Origin of the sequence: Herminiimonas aquatilis (genome assembly GCF_042665175.1) — a bacterium.
Lineage (GTDB): Bacteria > Pseudomonadota > Gammaproteobacteria > Burkholderiales > Burkholderiaceae_D > Oxalicibacterium > Oxalicibacterium aquatilis.
On the sequence record NZ_JBHTCC010000001.1, the window covers coordinates 32,899 to 57,340 of the forward strand.

The 24,442-nt window shown below is 51.2% G+C and carries 21 protein-coding genes; 5 read left to right on the forward strand and 16 right to left on the reverse strand.

Annotation, left to right across the window (positions count from 1 at the left end):
- Positions 1-9 precede the first annotated feature (9 nt).
- The 12 genes from zapE to ACFQO0_RS00210 form a co-directional block, all read right to left on the reverse strand.
- On the reverse strand, positions 10-1,104 hold the full coding sequence (gene zapE, locus ACFQO0_RS00155; protein WP_382231891.1) for a cell division protein ZapE: 1,095 nt from the start codon (positions 1,102-1,104) through the stop codon (positions 10-12).
- 123 nt (positions 1,105-1,227) lie between these two features.
- Positions 1,228-1,638: a hypothetical protein gene (locus ACFQO0_RS00160; protein ID WP_382231893.1), complete on the reverse strand. Its 411-nt coding sequence runs from the start codon at positions 1,636-1,638 to the stop codon at positions 1,228-1,230.
- A gap of 9 nt (positions 1,639-1,647) precedes the next feature.
- On the reverse strand, positions 1,648-3,075 hold the full coding sequence (gene lpdA, locus ACFQO0_RS00165; RefSeq protein WP_382231895.1) for a dihydrolipoyl dehydrogenase: 1,428 nt from the start codon (positions 3,073-3,075) through the stop codon (positions 1,648-1,650).
- Positions 3,076-3,176: 101 nt separating this feature from the next.
- Positions 3,177-4,433: a 2-oxoglutarate dehydrogenase complex dihydrolipoyllysine-residue succinyltransferase gene (gene odhB, locus ACFQO0_RS00170; protein WP_382231897.1), complete on the reverse strand. Its 1,257-nt coding sequence runs from the start codon at positions 4,431-4,433 to the stop codon at positions 3,177-3,179.
- Between the two features lie 60 nt (positions 4,434-4,493).
- Positions 4,494-7,352, reverse strand: a complete 2,859-nt coding sequence (locus ACFQO0_RS00175; protein WP_382231899.1) for a 2-oxoglutarate dehydrogenase E1 component — start codon at positions 7,350-7,352, stop codon at positions 4,494-4,496.
- Positions 7,353-7,591: 239 nt separating this feature from the next.
- Positions 7,592-8,905: a citrate synthase gene (gene gltA, locus ACFQO0_RS00180; RefSeq protein WP_382231901.1), complete on the reverse strand. Its 1,314-nt coding sequence runs from the start codon at positions 8,903-8,905 to the stop codon at positions 7,592-7,594.
- A gap of 93 nt (positions 8,906-8,998) precedes the next feature.
- On the reverse strand, positions 8,999-9,268 hold the full coding sequence (locus ACFQO0_RS00185; protein ID WP_382231903.1) for a succinate dehydrogenase assembly factor 2: 270 nt from the start codon (positions 9,266-9,268) through the stop codon (positions 8,999-9,001).
- A 115-nt stretch (positions 9,269-9,383) separates the two neighbouring features.
- Positions 9,384-10,094 carry a succinate dehydrogenase iron-sulfur subunit gene (locus ACFQO0_RS00190; RefSeq protein WP_382231905.1) on the reverse strand — a complete coding sequence of 237 codons (711 nt, stop codon included), beginning with the start codon at positions 10,092-10,094 and terminating at the stop codon, positions 9,384-9,386.
- Between the two features lie 10 nt (positions 10,095-10,104).
- Complete coding sequence (gene sdhA / locus ACFQO0_RS00195) at positions 10,105-11,883, reverse strand: succinate dehydrogenase flavoprotein subunit (RefSeq protein WP_382231907.1); 1,779 nt, start codon at positions 11,881-11,883, stop codon at positions 10,105-10,107.
- A gap of 1 nt (position 11,884) precedes the next feature.
- Positions 11,885-12,250 carry a succinate dehydrogenase, hydrophobic membrane anchor protein gene (gene sdhD, locus ACFQO0_RS00200; RefSeq protein WP_382231909.1) on the reverse strand — a complete coding sequence of 122 codons (366 nt, stop codon included), beginning with the start codon at positions 12,248-12,250 and terminating at the stop codon, positions 11,885-11,887.
- Complete coding sequence (gene sdhC, locus ACFQO0_RS00205; RefSeq protein WP_382231911.1) at positions 12,250-12,660, reverse strand: succinate dehydrogenase, cytochrome b556 subunit; 411 nt, start codon at positions 12,658-12,660, stop codon at positions 12,250-12,252. Before sdhC ends, sdhD begins: the two co-directional genes overlap by 1 nt.
- Positions 12,661-12,815: 155 nt before the next feature.
- Positions 12,816-13,604: a GntR family transcriptional regulator gene (locus tag ACFQO0_RS00210; protein ID WP_382231913.1), complete on the reverse strand. Its 789-nt coding sequence runs from the start codon at positions 13,602-13,604 to the stop codon at positions 12,816-12,818.
- 292 nt (positions 13,605-13,896) lie between these two features.
- Here ACFQO0_RS00210 and ACFQO0_RS00215 point away from each other — a divergent pair, with 292 nt between their 5' ends.
- The 5 genes from ACFQO0_RS00215 to ACFQO0_RS00235 all read left to right on the forward strand — a co-directional run bounded on the left by ACFQO0_RS00215 (position 13,897) and on the right by ACFQO0_RS00235 (position 20,820).
- Positions 13,897-14,886, forward strand: a complete 990-nt coding sequence (locus tag ACFQO0_RS00215) for a malate dehydrogenase (protein ID WP_382231915.1) — start codon at positions 13,897-13,899, stop codon at positions 14,884-14,886.
- Positions 14,887-14,972: 86 nt separating this feature from the next.
- Positions 14,973-15,938, forward strand: coding sequence for an HpcH/HpaI aldolase/citrate lyase family protein (locus tag ACFQO0_RS00220; protein ID WP_382231917.1), 966 nt, complete (start codon positions 14,973-14,975; stop codon positions 15,936-15,938).
- Between the two features lie 64 nt (positions 15,939-16,002).
- Positions 16,003-16,506 carry a hypothetical protein gene (locus ACFQO0_RS00225; RefSeq protein WP_382231919.1) on the forward strand — a complete coding sequence of 168 codons (504 nt, stop codon included), beginning with the start codon at positions 16,003-16,005 and terminating at the stop codon, positions 16,504-16,506.
- Positions 16,507-16,603: 97 nt separating this feature from the next.
- Entirely contained in the window at positions 16,604-19,342 is a 2,739-nt protein-coding gene (gene acnA, locus ACFQO0_RS00230; RefSeq protein ID WP_382231921.1) for an aconitate hydratase AcnA, read from the forward strand.
- A gap of 227 nt (positions 19,343-19,569) precedes the next feature.
- Positions 19,570-20,820: a DUF2863 family protein gene (locus ACFQO0_RS00235; RefSeq protein ID WP_382231923.1), complete on the forward strand. Its 1,251-nt coding sequence runs from the start codon at positions 19,570-19,572 to the stop codon at positions 20,818-20,820.
- A 40-nt stretch (positions 20,821-20,860) separates the two neighbouring features.
- Here ACFQO0_RS00235 and ACFQO0_RS00240 read toward each other — a convergent pair whose 3' ends face one another.
- The 4 genes from ACFQO0_RS00240 to modA form a co-directional block, all read right to left on the reverse strand.
- Complete coding sequence (locus ACFQO0_RS00240; RefSeq protein WP_382231926.1) at positions 20,861-21,325, reverse strand: CYTH domain-containing protein; 465 nt, start codon at positions 21,323-21,325, stop codon at positions 20,861-20,863.
- The gene (locus tag ACFQO0_RS00245; RefSeq protein ID WP_382231928.1) at positions 21,322-22,455 is read right to left on the reverse strand and encodes a M14 family metallopeptidase; all 1,134 of its coding nucleotides are present in this window, start codon (positions 22,453-22,455) and stop codon (positions 21,322-21,324) included. Before ACFQO0_RS00245 ends, ACFQO0_RS00240 begins: the two co-directional genes overlap by 4 nt.
- 432 nt (positions 22,456-22,887) lie before the next feature.
- Complete coding sequence (locus ACFQO0_RS00250; RefSeq protein WP_382231930.1) at positions 22,888-23,352, reverse strand: nitrate reductase associated protein; 465 nt, start codon at positions 23,350-23,352, stop codon at positions 22,888-22,890.
- Positions 23,353-23,479: 127 nt separating this feature from the next.
- Positions 23,480-24,265: a molybdate ABC transporter substrate-binding protein gene (gene modA / locus ACFQO0_RS00255; protein ID WP_382231932.1), complete on the reverse strand. Its 786-nt coding sequence runs from the start codon at positions 24,263-24,265 to the stop codon at positions 23,480-23,482.
- Positions 24,266-24,442 lie beyond the last annotated feature (177 nt).

A 24,442-nucleotide genomic window follows, 5' to 3' on the forward strand; every position in this document is an offset into this window, starting at 1 on the left:
GATAAGTTACTACATGGCATTTCCGGTGCGACGACGCTCGGCTTCCATATATTCGGTCGATTGCATTTCGATCAGACGCGACACGGTACGCTGAAATTCCATCAGCAACGCGCCGTCGGTGTAAAGCTTATTCATTTCGACAGCGGCCGACATGAGTAGTTTGATTTTGTGATCGTACAGCACATCAATCAGCCAAATAAACCGGCGCGCCTCGGAAGACATTCCTACCGACATGGCAGGCATGTCCGACAATACAAGGGTATGAAAACGGCTGGCAATTTCCAGATAGTCATTTTGCGAACGCGGTCCGCCACATAGCGTAGCAAAGTCGAACCATATCACACCGCCTGCCCGCCGCAACGCCCTCAACTGGCGCCCTTCAACATTAATGAGTGGATTTTCATCGCTTGTTTCCGCAATGCGCGCAAAGGCGTTACGCAAGGCCTCATCTGCCTGCGCCCCCAAAGGAGTGTGATAGGCGTGGACCTGGGTTAATGCGCGCTTGCGATAATCGTTACCGCCATCGACGTTTAAAATATCCAGCTTTTCTTTCAATAGCGCAATGGTCGGCAACATGCGATCTCGATGCAAACCATCTGGATAAAGTGTATCGGGTTCAAAATTGGACGTGATGATGAACGACACGCCATTGTGAAACAAGGCCTTGAACAGGTTGTACAGAATCATTGCATCCGCAATATCCGTGACGTGAAACTCGTCAAAACAGATCAGACGATACTTCTTTGCAAGTCGCCGCGCCACTTCATCCAATGGATTGGCGATCATTTTCAACTCATCAAGTTCGCGATGCACACTGCGCATGAACTCATGAAAATGCACACGTGTCTTGCGCACGACAGGTACGACAGAATAAAAACTATCCATCAAAAATGATTTGCCGCGACCGACGCCACCCCACATATATACACCGCGTGGAATCTCAGGTGGTTTGAGAAAACGCATGAAAGCATTGGCACGTTGCGCCTTGTAATCTACCCATTCGTCGTAGGTTCGCTGCAATTGAATAACCGCAACTCTCTGGGCTTCATCTGCCTTGAAACCACGCTCCGACAAGGCTTGATCATAAAACTCCTGAACATTCATCCTGTTCGAATCCAATTCGCTTCTGTTTTAATAGACGGCTTAATATTTATTCACATATGAGATAAAAATGGGCGAGTCATGACTCGCCCAGAAATCCCCAGTTCGACACGTCTAATGCAAACGCTACTGTGGATACATATTCACCACAATCCGCGGCGGATAATTGCCACCGGAAGACATGATGGGCAGGCTGAAACCCAAGCCGACTCCCACGCCCCCACTACCACCACCCAAACCAAGACCGACACTGGCCCCGGATGGTCGAACATAAGCGGGCAATCTTAACTCAGACGTGCGATAACCGATCCGGTTACAAACTACTCGCAGTTCGCTATTGGCTTCGCCCAATTGCAAGGTGGCCGGGGTTGTAATCTTCCAGCTACCGGCACCAGTCGTCACCACGCAATGTGCACCACTGAACTCGTAACCATTGCTTGCTGTCACAATCGACACCAGGCCGTCACCCTGCTCTGTGGTCGCGCATGCGGCGAGCAGTACCGATACAGATAAAGCCACAAAAGTAAAAATACGCATTTGCAGACCCTAGAAGTTCAGTGCCCGACCATCCACTGCGAGAGCTGCCTCTTTTACCGCTTCAGACAAAGAAGGATGGGCATGGCAGATACGTGCAATATCTTCCGATGATGCACGGAATTCCATTGCCACGACTGCTTCCGAAATCAATTCAGAGGCTTGCGGCCCGATAATATGTACGCCTAAAATTTCATCAGTCTTGGCATCAGCCAAAAACTTGACGAAACCTGTGGTGTCGCCCAATGCACGTGCACGACCGTTAGCCAGAAAAGGGAAAGACCCCGTCTTATAAGCGACCTTCTCGGCTTTCAATTGCTGTTCGGTTTTGCCTACCCAGGCAATCTCCGGTGACGTGTAAATCACCCATGGAATCGTGTTGAAATTAACATGACCATGCTGGCCTGCAATGCGTTCCGCGACAGCCACACCCTCTTCTTCCGCCTTGTGCGCCAACATGGGACCGCGTACCACGTCACCGACTGCCCACACATTCGCGAGGCTTGTTTTGCAATCGCCATCCACTGCGACGAAGCCGCGCTCGTCAAGCTTCAATCCCACTGCTTCAGCATTTAAGCCAATGGTGTTTGGAATGCGACCGATAGACACAATCAACTTATCAAACACAGCTTTTTGGGCTACGCCCTTGTCATCAACATAGTTGACCGTAACATCGTCCTTGCCCGCAGTGATAGCACCGATTTTTACGCCTAGACTGATTGCAAGACCTTGCTTGGTGAATTGCTTCTGTGCTTCCTTCGCGACCTGTTCATCCACGGCACCAAGAAAAGCCGGCAATGCTTCCAGCACCGTGACTTCGGAGCCAAGGCGGCGCCATACACTGCCCATTTCCAGACCAATCACACCAGCACCGATCACGCCCAGACGCTTTGGCACCTCCGCAATCGCGAGCGCGCCTGTATTCGACAGAATCAATCTTTCGTCGAAATCTGCACCTGGCAAGACACGCGGGTTGGAACCTGTTGCCACGACCACATGCTTGGCAATAATGCTTTCTTCGGTAGCGCCGGCAATCTTGATTTCATGCCCGCCATCCACCGCTTTGACAAATGATCCGCGGCCGTGAAAGAAGGTCACTTTGTTCTTCTTGAACAGGTACAGAATGCCATCGTTGTTTTGCTTAACAACCGTATCTTTACGCGCCAGCATTTTTTTCATGTCAAGCGACAAGCCTTTGACTTCGATTCCATGTTCGGAAAATGCATGTCCGGCGTGTTCATAATGTTCCGACGATTGCAGCAAAGCCTTGGATGGAATGCAACCGACATTGGTACAGGTTCCACCGGGTGCTGCACCGCCTTTGGCATTTTTCCATTCGTCGATACAGGCAGTTGAGAATCCCAATTGCGCTGCACGAATTGCCGCGATGTAGCCGCCCGGGCCACCGCCAATTACCACCACATCAAAATTTTTCGACATATCTTTATCCCGCGAAGTGTTTCAGATAAGTAAAAAGGCACGGAGGCATGGCTCGGTAAATTGAATCCAATGCGCTCGCGTGCCCTTTTATCTGTTCGGTCTTAAAGATCCAGCAGCAAGCGTGCCGGATCTTCCAATGCCTCTTTCATCGCGACCAGGCCCAATACAGCCTCACGTCCATCGATGATGCGGTGATCGTAAGACATCGCCAGATAATTCATCGGACGAATCACAATCTGGCCGTTTTCAACCACTGCGCGCTCTTTGGTTGCATGCACCCCAAGAATCGCCGATTGCGGCGGGTTAATGATAGGCGTCGACAACATAGAACCGAAGATACCGCCGTTCGAGATCGAGAAGGTGCCGCCAGTCAAATCGTCGAGCGTCAACTTGCTTTCTTTTGCCTTGTTGCCGAATTCGCCGATTTTCTTTTCGATGTCGGCAATCGACATTTGATCTGCATCGCGCAAGATAGGGACAACCAGGCCGCGTGGCGAACCGACAGCAATACCGATATCGAAATAGCCGTGGTACACGATGTCATTGCCATCAACTGATGCATTGATGATCGGATATTTTTTGAGTGCAGCTACCACTGCCTTGACGAAGAAAGACATGAAGCCGAGTTTGACGCCATGTTCTTTTTCGAACTTGTCCTTATACTTGGTGCGCAGATCGATAACCGGCTGCATATTGACTTCGTTGAACGTGGTCAGGATCGCGTTGGTCGATTGTGACTCCAGCAAACGTTCGGCAATACGTGCACGCAAGCGGCTCATAGGGACGCGCTCTTCCGGGCGATTGGCAAGCGCAGCGGGCGAGTTTGGCGTGGCGACTTGTTGCAGTGCAGGTTTGGCAACCGGCGCAGGCGCAGCAGGTTTTTCCAGCTGATTGATCACATCACCCTTGGTCACACGACCATCTTTGCCCGTGCCGGCAACATCTATCGCAGCCAGTTTATTCTCAGCCAACATCTTGGCAGCCGCCGGCATCGCAATACCGCTCGCCGCATTCGAAGCTGCAGGTGTACTGGTCGTCGCGGGCGCCGTAGCCGCCGCTGGAGCAGAAGCCGTTACAGCAGCTGGCGCTGCTGCTGCGGGAGCAGCCACTGCCGACATGTCGGTATCGAGCAGTGCAATGACTTCGCCAGCCACCACAACACTATTGTCATCGCGGACGATTTGGGTGATCACACCAGCTTCCGGCGCAGGCAACTCCAGTACGACTTTATCGGTTTCGATATCGATCAGGTTTTCGTCACGGGTGACGGTCTCGCCTACTTTTTTATGCCATTGCAGCAAAGTTGCTTCTGCAACGGATTCCGACAGTTGCGGAACTTTGATTTCAAGAATTGCCATTTAACTCTCCGTTTCGGTTTGTTCATACGACATCCCAGCGTCTGGTATGTCGCAGGGTCATTATTTCGTTTGGATAAAACCTTTTAACTTGCTGAATGCTGTTTCTATCAACGCCTTTTGTTGCGCGTAATGCTTATCGTAATACCCAACAGCCGGCGATGCACTGGCTGGGCGTCCTGCATATGCCAGCTTTTGTCCATCGGCCATGTTTTCCAGAATGTTGTGTTGAATCTGGAACCAGGCACCCTGATTTTGCGGCTCATCCTGCGTCCAGACCAAATCGCCTGCATTCGGATATTTCTTGAGTTCAGCCGCAAATGCCTTGTGCGGGAACGGATAGAGTTGCTCGATACGAATAATCGCCACATCGTTTTGCGCGCGTTCCTTGCGCGCATTGACCAGGTCGTAATACACACGGCCCGAGCAAGCGATGATGCGCTTCACTTTTTTCGCATCGATCGTCGCATCCGTTTCGCCGATAACGGTCTGGAATGAGCCTTTGGCCAATTCATCCAGCGGCGAGCCGGCCTCCTTATTTCGCAACAAGGATTTTGGCGTCAGGATCACCAGTGGTTTGCGGAATTTGCGTATCATCTGGCGACGCAGCAAATGGAAAATCTGTGCCGCGGTGGTCGGCTGTACCACTTGCATATTGTTATCTGCGCACAATTGCAGGAAACGTTCAGGACGCGCAGAAGAATGTTCCGGCCCCTGCCCTTCGTAACCATGCGGCAGCATCATCACCAAGCCAGATGCGCGACCCCATTTCACTTCGCCGGAGCTGATGAACTGATCAATGACGACTTGCGCACCGTTGACGAAATCGCCGAACTGCGCCTCCCAGATGACCAGCGTATTCGGCTCTGCTGTGGAATAACCGTATTCGTACGCAAGCACTGCTTCTTCCGACAAGACTGAATCGATTACACGGAACCAGGCTTGCTGATCGGAGACGTTTTGCAGCGGGCAATACGTACCGGCATCCCAGCGCTCGCGATTTTGATCATGCAAGATTGCGTGGCGATGAACGAAAGTCCCGCGCCCGGCATCCTGCCCGGTCAGACGAACCGCGTAACCGGAAGAAACCAGCGATGCATAGGCCAGGTGTTCGCCCATGCCCCAATCCAGATTCAATTCCCCACGTCCCATGCTGGCGCGATCGGCCAACACTTTTTCAACCAGAGGATGCACCTTGAAACCTTCTGGAATCGCGGTAATACGCTTGGACAAGCGTTTCAGTTCCGTGATCGGAATGGCGGTGTCAGCGGCATCAGTCCACTTGCGATTCAGGAACGGCAACCAGTCAACCGCATACTTGCTTTTGAAGTTGGAAATAACAGGATCTATCGTGTGCTTGCCGGCATCCATCGCATCGCGGTAAGCCTTGACCATCGTTTCCGGCTCGTCAGCCACTACCGTTCCCTGAGTAAGCAGTTTGTCGGCATACAGCTTGCGCGTTCCCGGATGCTGGGCAATTTTCTTGTACATCAGTGGTTGCGTCAGTGCCGGTGTATCTTGTTCGTTATGACCGAGTTTGCGATAGCAGACGATATCGACCACGATATCCTTGCGGAATTCGAGACGGTAATCGAGCGCAATCTGCGCGGCAAAAACGACCGCCTCAGGATCGTCGCCATTCACATGTATAACTGGTGCTTCAATCATTTTCGAAACGTCTGTGCAATACAAGGTTGAACGAGAATCGCGCGGATCCGAGGTCGTAAAACCGATCTGATTATTGATAATGATATGCACCGTACCACCGGTGCCGTAACCGCGTGTCTGCGCCAGATTCAACGTTTCCATAATGACGCCCTGACCGGCAAAAGCCGCATCACCATGAATCAGAATCGGCAACACTTGCTGCGAAGGATCGTGTTGTCCGCGACGCTCGATACGCGCACGCACCGAACCTTCAACCACTGGGTTAACGATTTCCAGATGTGAAGGATTAAAGGCCAGTGACAAATGTATCGGGCCGCCCGGCGTACTGATATCGGATGAGAAGCCTTGATGATATTTGACATCGCCGGAAGGCAAATCATCGCCATGACGGCCTTCAAATTCGGCAAACAATTCCTGCGGCATTTTGCCGAGAATATTGACCAGTACATTCAAACGGCCACGATGCGCCATGCCGATAACGATTTCCTGCACGCCTTTTTCACCGCCGCGCTGGATGACTTCATCAAGAGCTGCGATAAAGCTTTCACTACCCTCAAGAGAAAAACGCTTTTGGCCGACGTATTTTGTATGAAGATAGCGCTCCAGACCTTCTGCCGCCGTCAGGCGCTCCAGAATATCCTTCTTCTTTTCGCTGGAAAAAGTCGGCGTCGAGCGTATCGATTCAAAGCGTTCCTGCAGCCACAATTTTTGCGCAGGATCGCTGATATACATGAATTCCGGTCCGATAGAACGACAGTATGTATCGCGCAGAGCATTCAGCAAATCGCGTAGCGAAGCTGTTTCAGAACCGAAGTGGGTATTGCTGATATTGAAAACGATGTCCATATCCGCATCGGTGAAACCATAGAAAGCTGGTTCCAGTTGCGGAATCGATGGACGTTCCTGGCGTTGCAGCGGATCGAGATTGGCCCAGTTATTACCGAGTACGCGATAGGCAGCGATTAGTTGGGTGACAGCGACCCGCTTGCGTCCCATCTCGACATCTTCCGACGCCGTAACGGTTCGAATAGGACCGTGTTTGGCACGTTCGGCAAAAGACGCAATGACCGACGCATGAGCGACGTCAGGTTTGCTGGATCCATCGACGGCAGGCACGTGCTGCATGGCATCGAAATAGGCGCGCCAGTTGTCTGGAACGGAGCCCGGATTGTCTAGATACGCTTCGTACAGTTCTTCAACGTACGGCGCATTGCCTCCAAACAGATAAGAGTTGGATTGGCTTTGTTGCATCATCTTGCTCACCTTTCTTCGCGTTTCGCGAGATTAGCGGGTTAATTTAACCTTCCGCGGCACGGCCTGACCGTTTGGCGGATTGCACATCAAGTTGTGGGGAAGGACTTTTTATTCGCTGGCTTAAAATTCTATAACTAAAAAAATAATGTGAAACGAGAATAACATAAAACAAATCTGCAAAAAACGAATCACCAGACCCGCTTTTTGCACTTTTTTTACCTGATTGTTTACTTATCTAATCAGGCTGGACGTTTTGACATCTCAGGTACATCGCGCGCTTTTTCGCCGATATACAACTGACGTGGGCGGCCGATTTTTTGCTCTGGATCTGAAATCATTTCATTCCATTGCGCAACCCAACCTACCGTACGTGCCATCGCAAAAATACCGGTAAACATTGAAACCGGAATACCCAAGGCTGATTGAACGATGCCTGAGTAAAAATCGACATTCGGATACAACTTGCGTGACACAAAGTATTCATCTTCCAGTGCGATTTTTTCCAAAGCCATTGCCAACTTGAATAATGGATCGTCATGCAAGCCCAATTCTTCGAGCACTTCATGGCAGGTTTCACGCATAAGCTTGGCACGAGGATCAAAGTTTTTGTAGACACGATGACCGAACCCCATCAACTTAACACCAGAGTTCTTGTCCTTGACCTTTTCAAGGAACTCGGGAATCTTGTCAACCGAGCCGATTTCTTTCAGCATGTTCAAGGCGGCTTCATTGGCGCCGCCATGAGCAGGCCCCCATAAACAGGCGATACCTGCGGCGATACAGGCAAATGGATTTGCGCCTGATGAACCTGACAAACGCACTGTCGATGTTGAGGCGTTTTGTTCGTGATCTGCATGCAGGATCAAAATCCGATCAAGCGCACGAACCAAAACCTCATTGATTTTGTATTCTTCATTCGGTGTCGAAAACATCATATGCATGAAGTTGGCACTGTAAGACAGATCGTTACGCGGATAAACGAAAGGCTGGCCTACTGAATACTTGTACGACATTGCCACCAGAGTTGGCATCTTGGCGATCAAACGAATAGCAGATACTTCGCGATGATGTGCGTCGCTGATATCGAGCGAGTCATGATAGAAAGACGACAGTGCGCCAACGGTTCCTACCAATACCGACATAGGATGCGCATCGCGGCGGAAACCGCGGAAGAAAAATTGCATCTGCTCATGCAACATCGTATGACGCGTCACCGTCGTGACAAATTCCTTGTTCTGCGCTGCGGTAGGCAACTCACCCTTCATCAGCAAATAGCAGGTTTCCAGGAAATCGCATTTCACTGCAAGTTGTTCAATAGGGTAACCGCGATAAAGCAACTCACCCTTGTCGCCATCGATATAGGTAATGGTCGAGTTACATGCTGCGGTCGACATAAAGCCTGGATCGTAAGTGAATTTACCGCTTGCGCCGTAGAGCTTGCGAATATCAATCACGTCAGGACCGATGGTGCCCTTATAGATCGGGAACTCCACTGATGGCGAACCGTCGGAAAACGACAGTGTGGCTTTGGTGTCAGATTGAGATTGGGGCATGGCTCTTCCTTCTAAATAACAAGCGGGTAGTCGATTCAAGAATAAATCGCTAAATTAAAAAACCTTTATCGCTGCACGCCTGATGGACTTCAATCAGATAGCGCGCAATCTTGTGAGCAGCGCATGCACATGAGGCACATCGGCCTCGTCCTGTGGTTCATTGCGTGCCAACAGCAAATTCAGTAAATCGTTATCCGGCAATTCCAGCAATATCGAAAAGGCTTCCACCTCTTCATCCGTCAGCGTTTCTTCGTGTTGATCCAGAAAGCGCGTCAGGAGCAAATCATTTTCAAGCAAGCCGCGGCGGCCGCGCCATCTGAGGCGTGCACGCTTTACGGGATCGGCTTGATGGGTGTTCGACATGGATACTCACTCAATCTGTTTAACGCTTTTCCACGTCACTTATTGCGACCACTAATCGTCTATGACCAAGAAAGAAACAATGCGGCAAATCAAACGATTCGCCGCTACGCGAACGCTACACAGCCCGCCGCACCATCAGTTCCTTGATTTTTCCAATTGCGCGGGTTGGGTTCAAACCTTTAGGACAAACGTCCACGCAATTCATAATTGTATGACATCTGAACAATCGGTATGGATCTTCCAGATTATCAAGACGTTCGCCGGTCGCATGATCGCGGGTATCGGCAATGAATCGGTAAGCCTGCAACAAACCTGCCGGGCCGACGAATTTATCAGGATTCCACCAGAACGACGGGCATGAGGTCGAACAGCATGCGCACAAAATGCATTCGTACAAGCCATCGAGCTCTTCGCGCTCGGCCGGAGTCTGCAAACGTTCCTTCTCAGGCGGGATTGTATCGTTAATCAGGTAAGGTTTGATCGAATCGTATTGTTTGAAGAATTGCGTCATGTCCACGATCAGGTCGCGTATCACCGGCAAACCAGGCAAAGGACGCAACACAATCGGCTCGGTCAGCTCGTTCAGATTGGTCGTGCAAGCCAGTCCATTCTTGCCGTTGATATTCATCGCATCCGAGCCGCACACCCCTTCGCGGCAGGAACGGCGCAGGGCAAGCGAGTCGTCCACATCGGCCTTGATACGCTGCAGGGCATCCAGCAGCATTTTGTCATTCGCCTGCAACTCAACCGTCACATCCTGCATGTACGGTTTTGCATCCTTGTCAGGATCATAGCGATAAATCTGAAGTCTGAGCGTACGTGCCATGTCTGACCTTTTAGAAAGTGCGTGGTTTAGGCTTGAAGGTATCAACCGTCAATGGTTTGGTGACCACTGGCTTGTAATCAAGCCGGTTGCCTTCAGAGTAAAACAGCGAATGTTTCATCCAGTTTTCATCATCGCGTTTTTCGAAATCGCGATGTGCGTGCGCGCCGCGTGATTCCTTGCGCGCTGCGGCTGAGGTAATCGTCGCCTTGGCGGTTTCGATCAGATTATCGAGTTCCAGCGCTTCGATGCGCGCGGTGTTGAATACCTTGGATTTATCCTTGAACGACACGTGCTTGCGGCGCTCGTCCAGTTCCATGATTTTCTTGTAACCGGTCTGCAGCAAGGCATCCGTGCGGAACACGCCGCAATACTGCTGCATGGTCGCGCGAATATCGTTGGCCACGTCCTGTACACGCTCACCGCCAGTGCTGTGCTCAAGATGGGAAAGACGCGCCAATGCAAGATCTGCCGCATCTGGCGGCAAAGGCTTGTGCTGACGCTGTTTCAAATTGCTCTGCACAATGTGATTGCCGGCGGCGCGACCGAATACGATCAAATCGAGCAATGAATTGGTACCAAGACGATTTGCACCATGTACCGATACACAGGCACATTCACCAATCGCATACAGGCCATTGACAACGTGATTTGGATTACCGTTCTTCGGTTCGACGACCTGGCCGTGAATATTGGTTGGAATACCGCCCATTTGGTAATGGATGGTTGGTACTACTGGTATCGGCTCGCGTGTCGCATCGACATTAGCGAATTTGTGTGCGATTTCCAGAATCGATGGCAAGCGCTTTTGAATCGTCTCAGCGCCAATGTGGCGCAAATCCAGCATCACGTGATCCTTGTTCGGACCACAACCGCGCCCCTCCTTGATTTCCTGATCCATGGAACGCGAGACAAAGTCGCGCGGCGCCAGATCTTTCAAGGTCGGTGCATAACGTTCCATGAAACGTTCACCCTGACTATTCACCAGAATCCCCCCCTCACCGCGCACGCCTTCTGTAATCAGCACGCCAGCACCAGCGACACCGGTTGGGTGGAACTGCCAGAATTCCATATCTTCCAGAGGCAGGCCGGCGCGTGCCGCCATGCCCATACCGTCGCCAGTATTGATGAAAGCATTGGTTGATGCAGCCCAGATACGGCCGGCACCGCCAGTGGCAAACATAGTCGTTTTGGCTTCCAGCATCATGACGTTGCCGGTTTCCATTTCCAGCGCAACCACGCCGATCACGTCGCCTTCGGCGTCGCGCATCAAATCGATAGCCATCCACTCAACGAAGAAATGCGTACGAGCGCGCACATTGCGCTGGTACAGCGTGTGCAGCAAGGCATGACCGGTACGGTCGGCAGCAGCGCAAGCACGTTGTACCGGTTTTTCACCGAAATTGGCAGTGTGTCCACCGAAAGGACGCTGATAGATCGTGCCGTCCGAATTGCGGTCGAAAGGCATGCCGAAATGTTCCAGCTCGTAGACAACTTTAGGCGCTTCGCGACACATGAATTCAATCGCGTCCTGGTCGCCCAGATAATCTGAACCCTTGACGGTATCGAACATATGCCAATACCAATTGTCTTCCGCCATATTGCCTAGCGATGCGCCGATGCCGCCTTGCGCCGCAACGGTATGCGAACGCGTTGGAAACACCTTGGACAACACTGCAACGTTCAAGCCTGCTTCTGCAAGCTGCAGCGATGCGCGCATACCAGAGCCGCCGGCACCGATAATGATGGCGTCAAAATGGCGTGTAGGAATGCTTGTTTTAATTGCTGCCACGTTACGCTCTCCAGAGAATCTGTGCCGCCCATCCGGCACAAGCGACCAGCCACACGATCGTGGCAACCTGCAATGCGAGGCGTATGGAAACCGGTTTGATGTAATCCATCCAGATATCACGCATACCGACCCATGCGTGATAAAACAATGCGAGGAAGGTAACGAAGGTCATCATTTTGAACCACTGCTGCGCAAACAACCCGGCCCAGCCTTCATAACTGAAATCGCTGGCAAACAAGAAAGCGACCAGCAAAACCAGCGTATAGCTGATCATGATGATGGCCGTTACACGCTGCGCCAGCCAATCCTTGAAGCCGTAGTGCGCGCCGACGACGAGGCGATGCGGACCGATATTATCTTTTGGCATCAGAACACTCCAAACAGTTTGAGCGCGACAAGTGCAGTTAATGGCAGGCTGACGGCCAATACCACTGCGGCCGATTTTTTTGCCTGTTCTTTCTTCAATCCGAAATGGACATCCATGAAGAGATGGCGAATGCCAGCACAGAAATGATGCAGATAGGCCCAGCACAGCGCGAGAATGATGAGTTTGATGAACCAGTGGGAAACGATGCCTTTGAAATATTCGAAAGAAATTTCAGACAGCAGACTCTTATCGAGCAGCAGCAAAATGAATGGCAACAACACAAACATGAAGGCGCCACTGATGCGGTGCAAAATAGACAGTATCCCGGCCAGCGGCAAACGGTAGCGTACGAGATCCGTCACATGAATATTGCGGAATTCCGGCTTGCTGGTTTTGAGTGAATCAGACATGACGTGACTTTCCCAAACGAGATGAACGTGTAATTTTCACCGATTTTGGTGCAGCACACCAAAATAAATTGCACTTAATTAAATCACTTTGAATAATTTTCATCCGCTTGCCTGTTTGACAAATAACATGCATGTGAGAACAACCCACTTCATGCTCAACTCAGTTCGTTCTGATAATGATGATGATTTGTCACATATAAAGAGCGTCTGACCTCGACCGCCTTATCTCCATATGTAAACGAAACCCGATTCACACTTAACAAGGGTGTGTTCAATTCCACTGCCAGCAAGCCTGAAGCACTCGTATCCGCAAGCACTGCACGGATATTTTCAACCGCACGGATCATCTGGATACCGAACTCAGTTTCCAGTAACGCGTACATTGGCCCCTTGTATTCCAGCACGCGCTCGACCGACAAGCCTTTGAAAATCACTCCCGGTAGCCACAATTCTTCCAGGATAGTCGGCGCCTCACCGAAGGATTGAACGCGCTTGATGAAATACACCGAGTCGCCGGTTTTGATATCCAGTTGGCGCGCAATATCCGCAGGCGCCCGCAGGCGCTTTGCTTCTACAATATTATTGTCAGGATATTGCGCCTCGCCGACATCCGGCTTCAGACGCAAGAAACGGAACTGTGCGCGGGCCTCGTGATGTGTCGCGACAAATGTCCCTTTTCCCTGTCGGCGCACTACCAGATTTTCGGCCGAAAGTTCATCGATTGCCTTGCGCACCGTACCCTGGCTCACCTTGAAACGATTGGCCAGTTCGATTTCGCTAGGGATCAACTCACCAGGGCGCCACTCACCCGACTGCAGGCTTTGCGTAATCAATGCTTTGATTTGCTGATAGAGCGGACTGAAGGTAGGTGAAGATGTCGCAGACTGGCTACCGGTAGCGGAAGAAGCCGGGTTGTTGATCGACGAGGAATGGGCTGAGCTCATGGATCAGGATTTCACCACAAAACAAGCAGTGCCGTCCAGCAAAAGATTAAATTAATATGTCTTATATAAGACATAAGATACATATTGACAGTGCAATATCGAAAGTCTACACTTCCCGCAGCATCGTTTTGCGACCGTTACTTTGACTTGATTTTGTTCAGCAGTCATCAAATAGGTGGTTTGCTGGTGAATAGCCCCGCTGACTTCTCAGGTATACAACTGTATCATTGCGCCACGCGGAATATTTTCCCCATACCCAACTTCGATTTCATCATTACCTTGGAGATTCAACATGGCTAAAGCCCCTATGCGTGTTGCCGTCACCGGCGCCGCCGGCCAGATCGGTTATTCCCTGTTGTTCCGCATCGCTAACGGCGATTTGCTGGGCAAAGATCAACCGGTCATTTTGCAGTTGCTGGAAATCGATAACGAAAAAGCTCAAAACGCGCTGAAAGGCGTGATCATGGAAATCGATGATTGCGCATTCCCTTTGCTGGCCGGTGTTTCCGCTCACAGCGACCCAATGACCGCATTCAAAGATGCGGATATCGCATTACTGGTCGGCGCCCGCCCACGTAGCGCCGGCATGGAACGCAAAGACTTGCTGGAAGCGAATGCCCAGATCTTCACGGTACAAGGCAAGGCGCTGGATGCAGTTGCCTCACGTAACGTCAAAGTGCTGGTGGTCGGCAACCCAGCCAACACCAATGCTTACATCGCAATGAAATCGGCACCAAGCCTGCCGGCGAAAAACTTCACAGCGATGCTGCGCCTGGATCACAACCGTGCCTTGTCACAAATCGCAGCGAAGACCGGCAAACCGGTTGCATCGATCGAAAAACTCGCGGTCTGGGGCAATCACTCGCCAACCATGTACGCTGACTATCGTTTCGCTACCATCGATGGCAAATCGGTCAAGGAAAGCATCAACGACGACGCATGGAACAAAGACACCTTCCTGCCTACCGTGGCCAAACGCGGCACCGCCATCATTGAAGCACGCGGCGTTTCGTCGGCAGCATCGGCAGCGAATGCAGCAATTGATCACGTGCGTGACTGGGTACTCGGCACCAACGGCAAATGGGTGACGATGGGCATTCCATCGGATGGCTCATACGGCATTCCTAAAGACACCATGTTCGGCTTCCCGGTAACTACCGAAAACGGCGAGTACAAAATCGTTCAAGGTCTGGACATTGATGCATTTTCGCAAGAACGCATCAACCTGACGTTGAAAGAATTGTCAGAAGAACGTGAAGGCGTCAAACACCTTCTGGCCTGAAAATAGCCACGGGCAAATGACCGTTACGGTCGTTTGCCCTTCCTTCTGCAGCCAGCCAATAGCCAGCGCGAATTAACCCACCATTCATGCATCCTTCAGAAGTTCTCTTTCAAGGCACCTTGCCCCCGGTTTCAATTCCGGTCTGCGATCACTATGCAGGCTCTGAAAAACTGATGCGCAAGTCGTTGGCTCTGCAAAAAGAACTGGGACCTGTGTTCGATATCACCTTCGATTGCGAAGATGGCGCCGCACATGGCAATGAGCAAGCGCATGCAAAGTTAATCGGCAGCCTGATTGCCGGAGAAGAAAATTTGTTCGGTCGCATCGGTGCACGCGTGCACGATGTCACCAGTGAATTTTTCGAGCAGGATATAAAGATCATCCTGCAACATGCCGCGCAACGACTTGCTTACCTTGTTATTCCCAAAGTCGATAATCTTGCTGACGTAGAGAATGCGATCAGCCTGATCAATCGCCACGCAAATGGCCGCGCTGATCTGCCAATCCATGTCCTGATCGAAACACATGGCGCATTGAAAGATGCGTACGCGATTGCCGCTCTGCCGCAGGTCGAATGTCTGTCCTTCGGCATCATGGATTTTGTTTCTGCGCATTACGGTGCCATTCCCGGCAGCGCGATGCGTTCCCCAGGACAATTTACGCACCCTTTACTGGCACGCGCCAAGCTCGAAATCGCTGCTGCCTGCCATGCCCATGGCAAGACGCCTTCGCATAACGTCACGACGGAAATCAGCGACACTTCGATCGTCGCCGGCGACTCGCAACGCGCGGCAGCCGAATTTGCGTATACGCGGATGTGGAGTATTCATCCTAGCCAGATCAAGCCTATTCTGGAATCGTTTGCACCTCAGCTCTCGGAAGTGAACGAAGCGGCCGCCATCCTGTCGCAAGCACAAGCGATGCAATGGGGCCCGATCCAGCACAATGGTAAATTGCATGACCGGGCCAGCTACCGTTATTACTGGACGATACTGCAGCGCGCACAATCGAGCGGTCTGGCCTTGCCCGATTCGGCTCGCACTATTTTATGAATATCTGTTCGTTTGCAACACATAAGGATGCAAACGAACCATTAAAATTTATTGGAGATTTGGAATGAAGAAACTGCTCTACGTAATGCTGCTGGCGGGTATGTCGTCGATGGTCAACCCCGCTTTTGCGCAATCAACAACCACCGCGCCCAAAAAAGAAGCGGTCAAAAAACCGGTCAAGAAAAGCAGCAAGAAAACAGTAGAAGAAAAAGCCGCACCTGCAGCTGCGGCCGCCAGCGAGGATGAAGATGAAGATTTGGGCGAAGCCAATATTGAAGGCTCCACCGTGACTCACTTCAATTGTGAACTCGGGAACAAGATCACGACTTACTACAATGCCAGCGATGACAAGCACATGGCGATCCGCTGGAAAGACAAGCTCCAGCGCCTGCGCAGAGTCGGTACCAGCACTGGTGCAAATCGTTTTGAGAATCGCAAAGCCGGCCTAGTCTGGATCAACATTCCGACCAAGGCAATGTTGCTCGATTCCAAAAAAGGCCAGCAACTGGCCAATGAATGTAGAGATCCGGATCAAGCCAAAGCCTTCGCTGCCAAGATCAAGAGTTAACAGTTAATAGCGATGCTGCCATCAATGAATGACAGCATCGCATAAGCAAGCATTAGCAAATTTTCGTATCGGTTATTTTGTATCAAGGAGAAAGATCATGTCGCGCAACACATTGAATACGCTTAAGGAATTCAATATTTCAGGCTCAAAAAAGGGCGCGTTTTATTCGCTGCCTGCATTGGGTAAAAAACTCGGCGTGAATGTTTCTCGCTTGCCGATTTCGATTCGCATCGTACTGGAATCGGTACTGCGCAATTGCGACGGTAAAAAAGTAACCGAAGAACATATTCATCAACTGGCCAACTGGTTGCCAGGTGCAGCGCGTACCGATGAAATTCCTTTCGTCGTCGCGCGCGTGGTGCTGCAGGATTTCACTGGCGTACCTCTGCTTGCAGATCTGGCAGCCATGCGTGGTGTCGCAAAAAAAATGGGCAAGGACCCGAAGAATATCGAACCGCTGGTGCCTGTCGATCTGGTCGTCGATCACTCGATCCAGATTGATCATTTCCGTCAAAAGAACGCGCTGGACCTGAACATGAAACTGGAATTCCAGCGCAACAACGAGCGCTATCAGTTCATGAAATGGGGCATGCAGGCCTTCGACACTTTCGGCGTGGTGCCACCGGGTTTCGGCATCGTGCATCAGGTGAATCTGGAATACCTCGCACGCGGCGTACACAAACGTAAAGATGGCGGCAAAACCGACGTCTACTACCCGGACACGCTGGTCGGGACCGATTCGCACACCACCATGATCAACGGCATCGGCGTGGTCGGCTGGGGTGTGGGCGGGATTGAAGCAGAAGCAGGCATGCTGGGCCAACCGGTTTACTTCCTGACGCCTGACGTGGTCGGCGTGAACTTGACCGGCATGTTGCGTGAAGGCTGCACAGCTACCGATCTAGTGCTGACCATCACAGAATTGCTACGTAAGGAAAAAGTCGTCGGAAAATTTGTTGAATTCTTTGGCGAAGGCACCGAGTCCTTGTCGCTGACAGATCGCGCCACTATTGCCAATATGGCACCAGAGTATGGCGCGACTATGGGCTTCTTCCCGGTCGACGATGCCACCATCGATTACTTCAAAGGCACTGGCCGTACCAAGGCAGAGATCGATGCATTTGAAAACTATTTCAAGGCGCAAGGTTTGTACGGCGTGCCAAAATCGGGCGAGATCGATTACACGCACGTCGTTGCGCTCGACCTCGGTTCCGTCGCGCCGTCCCTGGCTGGCCCGAAACGTCCGCAAGATCGTATTGAAATCGGTAACGTCAAAGCCAACTTTGCGGAACTGTTCGCCAAACCAACGGCAGAAAACGGTTTCAATAAAAAAATCGAAGATCTGGACGCGACCTACACCAATAGCGATGGCGTCAAAGTTAAAAACGGCGATGTGCTGATTGCTGCAATCACCTCATGCACTAACACATCGAACCCTAGCGTCTTGCTGACGGCCGGTTTGCTGGCGAAAAAAGCTGTTGAAGCTGGCCTGAAAGTTTCGCCGCACATCAAGACTTCGCTTGCACCTGGCTCACGTGTAGTCACTGAATATCTGCAAGCTGCCGGCCTGCTGCCATATTTGGAAAAACTTGGCTTCGGTGTCACCGCTTACGGTTGCACGACCTGTATCGGTAACGCCGGCGATTTAACGCCGGCAATGAATGAAGCGATCGTGCAAAACGATATCGTTGCCTCAGCCGTGTTGTCAGGTAACCGTAACTTTGAAGCACGTATTCATCCGAACATTCGCTCCAACTTCCTGGCATCGCCACCACTGGTTGTTGCATACGCAATCGCCGGCAACATGACGCGCGATCTGATGACGGAACCTGTCGGTCGCGGCAAAGGTGCCGACGGAAAAATGCGCGACGTCTATTTGGGCGACATCTGGCCGACTTCGCAGGAAGTTTCCAAGCTGATGAAGTTTGCGATGAACGCCAAGGTATTCAAGGACAACTACGCACAAGTCAAAACCGCACCGGGCAAGTTGTGGGAAGGCATCAAGGGCGTCGCCGAAGGCCAGGTCTACAACTGGCCAACCTCGACCTACATTGCAGAACCGCCCTTCTTCGATGACTTCACGATGGAACCGAAAGCAGCGGCAACCGGCATCACTGCGGCGCGTGCGCTCGGCGTCTTTGGCGACTCAATCACCACCGATCACATTTCGCCTGCAGGCTCGATCAAGGACAGCAGCCCGGCTGGCAAATGGCTGACTGAAAAAGGCGTATTGAAAGCGGATTTCAACTCCTATGGCTCACGTCGCGGCAATCACGAAATCATGATGCGCGGCACCTTCGCCAACGTTCGCATCAAGAATTTGATGATTCCGCTCAAACCGGACGGCTCACGCGTAGAAGGCGGCATCACCCGCTTCCAGCCTACCGGTGAAGAAATGTCGATCTATGACGCAGCAATGCGCTATGTCGCCGCTGGTACGCCGACCATGGTTTTCGCAGGCGAAGAATATGGCACCGGCTCTTCGCGCGACTGGGCGGCAAAAGGTACGCAATTGCTAGGCGTGAAAGCAGTGATCGCGCGTTCATATGAACGTATCCATCGCTCCAATCTGGTCGGCATGGGCGTACTGCCGTTGCAGTTCCTCGGCGATGACAGCGTTACGACCTTGGGTATCACTGGCGCAGAAACCTTCGACCTGAAAGGCCTGGAAGGCAATCTGCGACCGCAGCAGGAAGTGACGCTGGTGATTCATCGTGCAAACGGACAATCACAAGATGTCAAAGTCTTGTTACGCATCGACACCCCGATCGAAGTTGACTACTACAAACATGGCGGCATTCTGCCTTTCGTGCTGCGTCAATTGCTGTCAGCCTGATCCCGTTTCTGGCCGAAGTTAGCGAAACAAATAAGTCAGTACAAGATAAAAGCCACATGCTGCATGCATGTGGCTTTTTTATTGGCGGCCAGCAAACCGGAGGCTATGCAACACAGCGTGAATCACGCTTCATTCATCAAAGTGCGATCTAAATGTGATGCCGGCGTTTGGCATGCACGTAATCCACTACAATACAAATTCCATCGCCCTATTCAGATCGTTCTTTCATGCGTCGTCCATCAAAAAATAGTAACCATAAACTGTCAGCTGACAGCCAGCGATTGGCTACGCTTGCACAAGCGATCATTCAGGCTGCCAGCCGTCTGGAAGAGCGCAACTGGGAACGCCAGCTGGATACGCTGCTGCGCAAGCTGTTGAAAGGGAATCATCAAGATGTAGTCGACGCTGCGCTCGATCACTTGTTCAAACTGGAGTCGGCGGCCTACGATGCCTTGATGGAATGTGCCGAAGCCGCCAGCGAGTCGTGTCAGGTCGAACAGGATGGCACCAGCTATGACGCGCTGCTGGTCGCCATACCCATCCTTGCATGGACGCGATTTACCATTGCATCAGGTCCGATTGCGACCGATATGGTGTCTACCTTATCGGCCCACTTGCACGCCCATGTATTAGCTCCAGACACAAAAATGGCGATGGCGCCGAATCTGTTTTCTATCGATCAGTTACCACGCAGTCATGCAGAAACTTTCGCGCTCACGCAACGCATGGCAGTGGCGGCACTGAAAGATAGTGCATTGAAGCAGCTGGCGCAGCCGGCTGAAACAGCCCCTTTTCTCGCTGATACACGCTATCTGCTAGTCGTAGTCATTGCAGCGACAGGGGAGCCACTATTTCGCTGGCAGGCGTCGGCCAATCTGGTTGAGCGTGACGAAGCCTTGTCGCAATGGAATACGCAAGCGATGCCCACCATCACGCGACTGCTGACGGGTTGCGGTATCGAGTTGCTGTTGCCTGAAGCATATTTCGTTGCCTGCCGTGAAGGTGACAAGCAAATCCGCCCTGCGTCCATACGCGCTGCCGTGCATTATTTGACTTACACGTTGGGCGTAGAGCCACATGAGCTACATGCCATTATCGGCAGCTTTGGAGAAGAATCTGCCGAAGCACGCGTCGATGAATACCGAATCAGCTTTGCACGGACGGAAAATTTTGAAGTAATTTATGGCATCGTGTGGCCGCTGTATGGGCAGGAAGATGAAGAAGAACTGCAGTATCGCGATATGGATATTCCGGTCGACCCCGTTATTTCTGCCGACGTCGAACGCAAATCACCCATTGAAGAAATTCTTGCACTGCTGGAGGAATGTGGCATCACCAATGTGAAGCGCCACGCCGAATTGTTTGCGATGGAGTTTTGCGATGATTGCGGCGCACCGCTGTTCCCGGATATGGAAGCAGAACTGGTACACGCAGAAATGCCGGAAGATGCACCGACAGGTTCAACCCATCTGCATTAACAGCACTAGTTGGCGCGGTATGCACCGCGCCGCAGCTACCTCACCAGGCAGAGTATGGGTGGCGTAACAGGTTTGCATTGAAGTAGCGCGCATCCTCTGTCACTTCTTCTGCGATCCAGTCCGGTTTGGCAAACGCTTGCGCTTCGCTTTCCAATTCGATCTCCGCAACAACCAGGCCCAGATTGTCGCCAAAAAACTCATCAACTTCCCACGTCATGCCTTTATACGCAATCCGTGTACGGATTTTTTCGATCAACGGCCGTTCGCACAAATCCGATAACAACTGATCGGCGTCTGCCAAGGGAATCGGATATTCCCATTCCCCGCGTGTGATGCCGGTCGTTCGCCCCTTGATAGTCAGCGTGGCCTTTTCATCTTCAATTCTTACGCGTACCACCCGATCCGGATTCGTAGACAGATATCCCTGACGTATCGCAACACCCTGCGCCAGCGCTTTCCATTCCGTTCCCCGCACCAGGAATTTTCTTTCTATCTCCACACTCATCGTGCACCTCGCTCCACGTTGTGCAGAATCGCTGGAAGTATCTGCTTACCCAGTTGTGCGCTACGTGCGCCGTTCCAACCTACTTTGGGCTCAGGGGAACGAGCATTGTCCTTGAACGGCATCTCGAGTGTCAGCGATACACATTTGAATGTATGGCCGATATATTTGGATGCCAGCTTCAACATCTCTGCGCGATACTTACCACTGCCGTAACCGAATTCAGTTTGAAAATCCTCGCTGGCACGCATGAACTGCGTGATGAAAGCCTGCTGCTCATCTGCCTGCTCTTGCGTAAAACCTTCCAGCATTTCACTGCCGGCAACGAATACATAAGGCAAACCTTCATCACCGTGGATATCCAGAAAAAGATCGCAGCCGGCCTCATGAATCGCGTTCTTCACATGAAAAACTTCCGGGCTACTTTCCAGACTTGGCGTCATCCATTCGCGATTCAGGTTTGCACCTGCGGCATTGGTACGCAAGTTGCCGTTTACCGCGCCATCCGGATTCATATTGGGAACGATATAGAACACCGCATGTTGCAAGATCTTTTGCGCAACTGGATTTGCCGTATCCAGCAGAGCATCGATCATCCCTTCAGCAAACCATTCCGCCATCGTCTCGCCCGGATGCTGACGCGCAATGACCCAGACTTTTTTGCGTGCGGCTGGATTGCCTATCACGAGTAGATTCAGGTCCCGACCTTCGATGGTAGAACCGATATCTTTAACACGTGCCAGCGGCGATGCTTGCGCTCTTGCTAGCAGATTAAGATGGCGTTCCCACGAATATGGCTCGAAATATGCGTAATACACACTGTCGAATTGAGGCGCGTGCGAAATCGTCATCACGCTGCCATCGAACGAAGTCGGCACACGAAACCAGTTCTTGCGATCGTAACTGGCGACTGCCTGATAATCCTTCCAGCCATCGGGATAAGTTGCTGCGCCTGCATTCAAGAATCGCATCGTACAGCGCTCATTACGCGCGCCCTGCACGCGAAAGTAAAACCATTGGGCAATATCAGCATGCGTGTCTTTACGCAAATTAAGGTCGATCGCCTGCGTGGTTTCCGCGCGCACGACATCGATCGAGCCCGCATCGAAATGGGAGCTGATTTTAATAGACATTATTTTCCCGAAAAATGAAACTGAACATTGCCTACAGGATAACGTATATCACTAACAGCGGGCAGCAGCACACGCGCGGGCGATTGCAACTTTTATTAAAGTGTTGATCACTGACGTCTATCTAGAGGAATGCAAGAAATGCGAGACGGATTTTCAAGATGGCAGCATGATGAGTGCTGACTACGAAGAAGTGATGTTGATGTATTGCAGGTTGATGTATTGCAGGCAAATGGATTGCGGTTGAATTATTGCCACTGAGGCAGTGCACGCAATACAAGAAATTGGTGCCGGTATATTTTCGAACCGCCGGCTCCGGTGATAGTGAGATGCATCATATTGCACATTTCATATCACTAGTATCGGAATAACACTGAACAGCATGTAGGAAAAACGGAAATATATCGCGCAATTTCTTCACTGAAAAATGCGTATTCAGAGCAAACCAAATTCTTTCATTGCAGGTAACAGATTGGCATTTTTGTGCCCGGAACGCGTGAGCTTGATCAGGGCAAAACGCTGCAAGTCGCTTAATCCAGACCAATGCGCATTGGTCGGCAAAGGCAAGCCAAGTTCCTGAAGAGAGTCGATCATATTCTGTGGCAATCCATCCCTGTTTTGCCATGCTGGTGCTTGCTCGACTTCAACCAATTCGATAGACGCATCAGGATTATCCGCGTGCTGCGCCAACATTGCCGCAAGGCGCGCACGATAAAGATCCTTCTCATAATCTGATTCGCACGGCATGCAAACCAGTTCCTCACGCTGCTCCCGGCTCAAAGTGATCCACGCAGTCAGTGAAATTTTTATGCCGCATGCATCCAGATTGAAACGCATGACCATAGGAATACGGCGCAAAGGGTAACGACCATCCTGCTCAAATTCAAAAAGTCCCAGCATGGTCAAAAGCTATTCCAAAGAAAAATACGTTTCATCCTACTTGCATTCATTATTTTTTAGTTGCCACAAATAGATAAGTCGATACGCATGGAGTTGGCGATACCTGAACTCACAAAATCAGGTCTTCTTAATTGAAGCCATGCTTATTTAAAATACCTTGCGCCGGAGCTAGCATGATGAACTTCACAAAATCTTTTCCGACAATAGAATTCACGTCTGCGGCAATACCGTATTCACTGCGTACATTCAGTTCATCCGAAATACGTACCACATTCAAATGCGGCAAGGCCTGTTTGGTGATGACCGCATTGGTGCAATACATGATGTACGCATGAGCCTTGTCGTCTTCAAAAGCCGTAATGTATGGCAGCTTTTCGCCGGCTGCCGGTACGCTGCTACCGGACAGCTTGCGTGCCTTGGCATCGAGTAATTTATAGATGCCGGGCTGCTTTTTTTCCGCATTCTTGAAGAACTGCCATGTGTAATCTCCCATTGGATCGCTCACTGGTGTCGAGGTGGCGATACGCACGGAAGGCTTGCTCAAGATTTCCAGCATATTCGCGGCATTCAAATTTAGTTCAGGCCGCACGACTATGCAAAGATCATTGTGTGTGAACACCTTGGAGGGCCCCAATAATTTTTTCTGTGCCAACGCTTGCGTATGATCGGTTGAAGCGGAAGCAAATACATCCACTTTTGCTCCCGCCTCTATTTCTTGCCGCAGCTTGCCCGACGGACCATATTTTGCCGTGAAAACCGTCCCGCCTTGTGTCTGGTATGCATGAATAATTTCATCCATCGCAGTGCGTAGGCTACCTGCGGCAAATATGACCGTTTTCGCCTTTTCCTCCAATGAAGGCGTCACCTGCGCAAAAACGGAAAATCCATGAGTCGCCATTATGATTCCTGCCATGATTATTTTTCTTGAAGTTTTTTTCATCACTGGAACACAACAAGGATTGAAAGGGAATGACGCGTCTTCATGCATGGTACGCATCATTTCAAAGGACTCCAATATGAATACGTATGCATATTATCCGTGAGGGGTACCGCACTGTTGATTTACATCGAAAGCTTACCCACGTTTAGA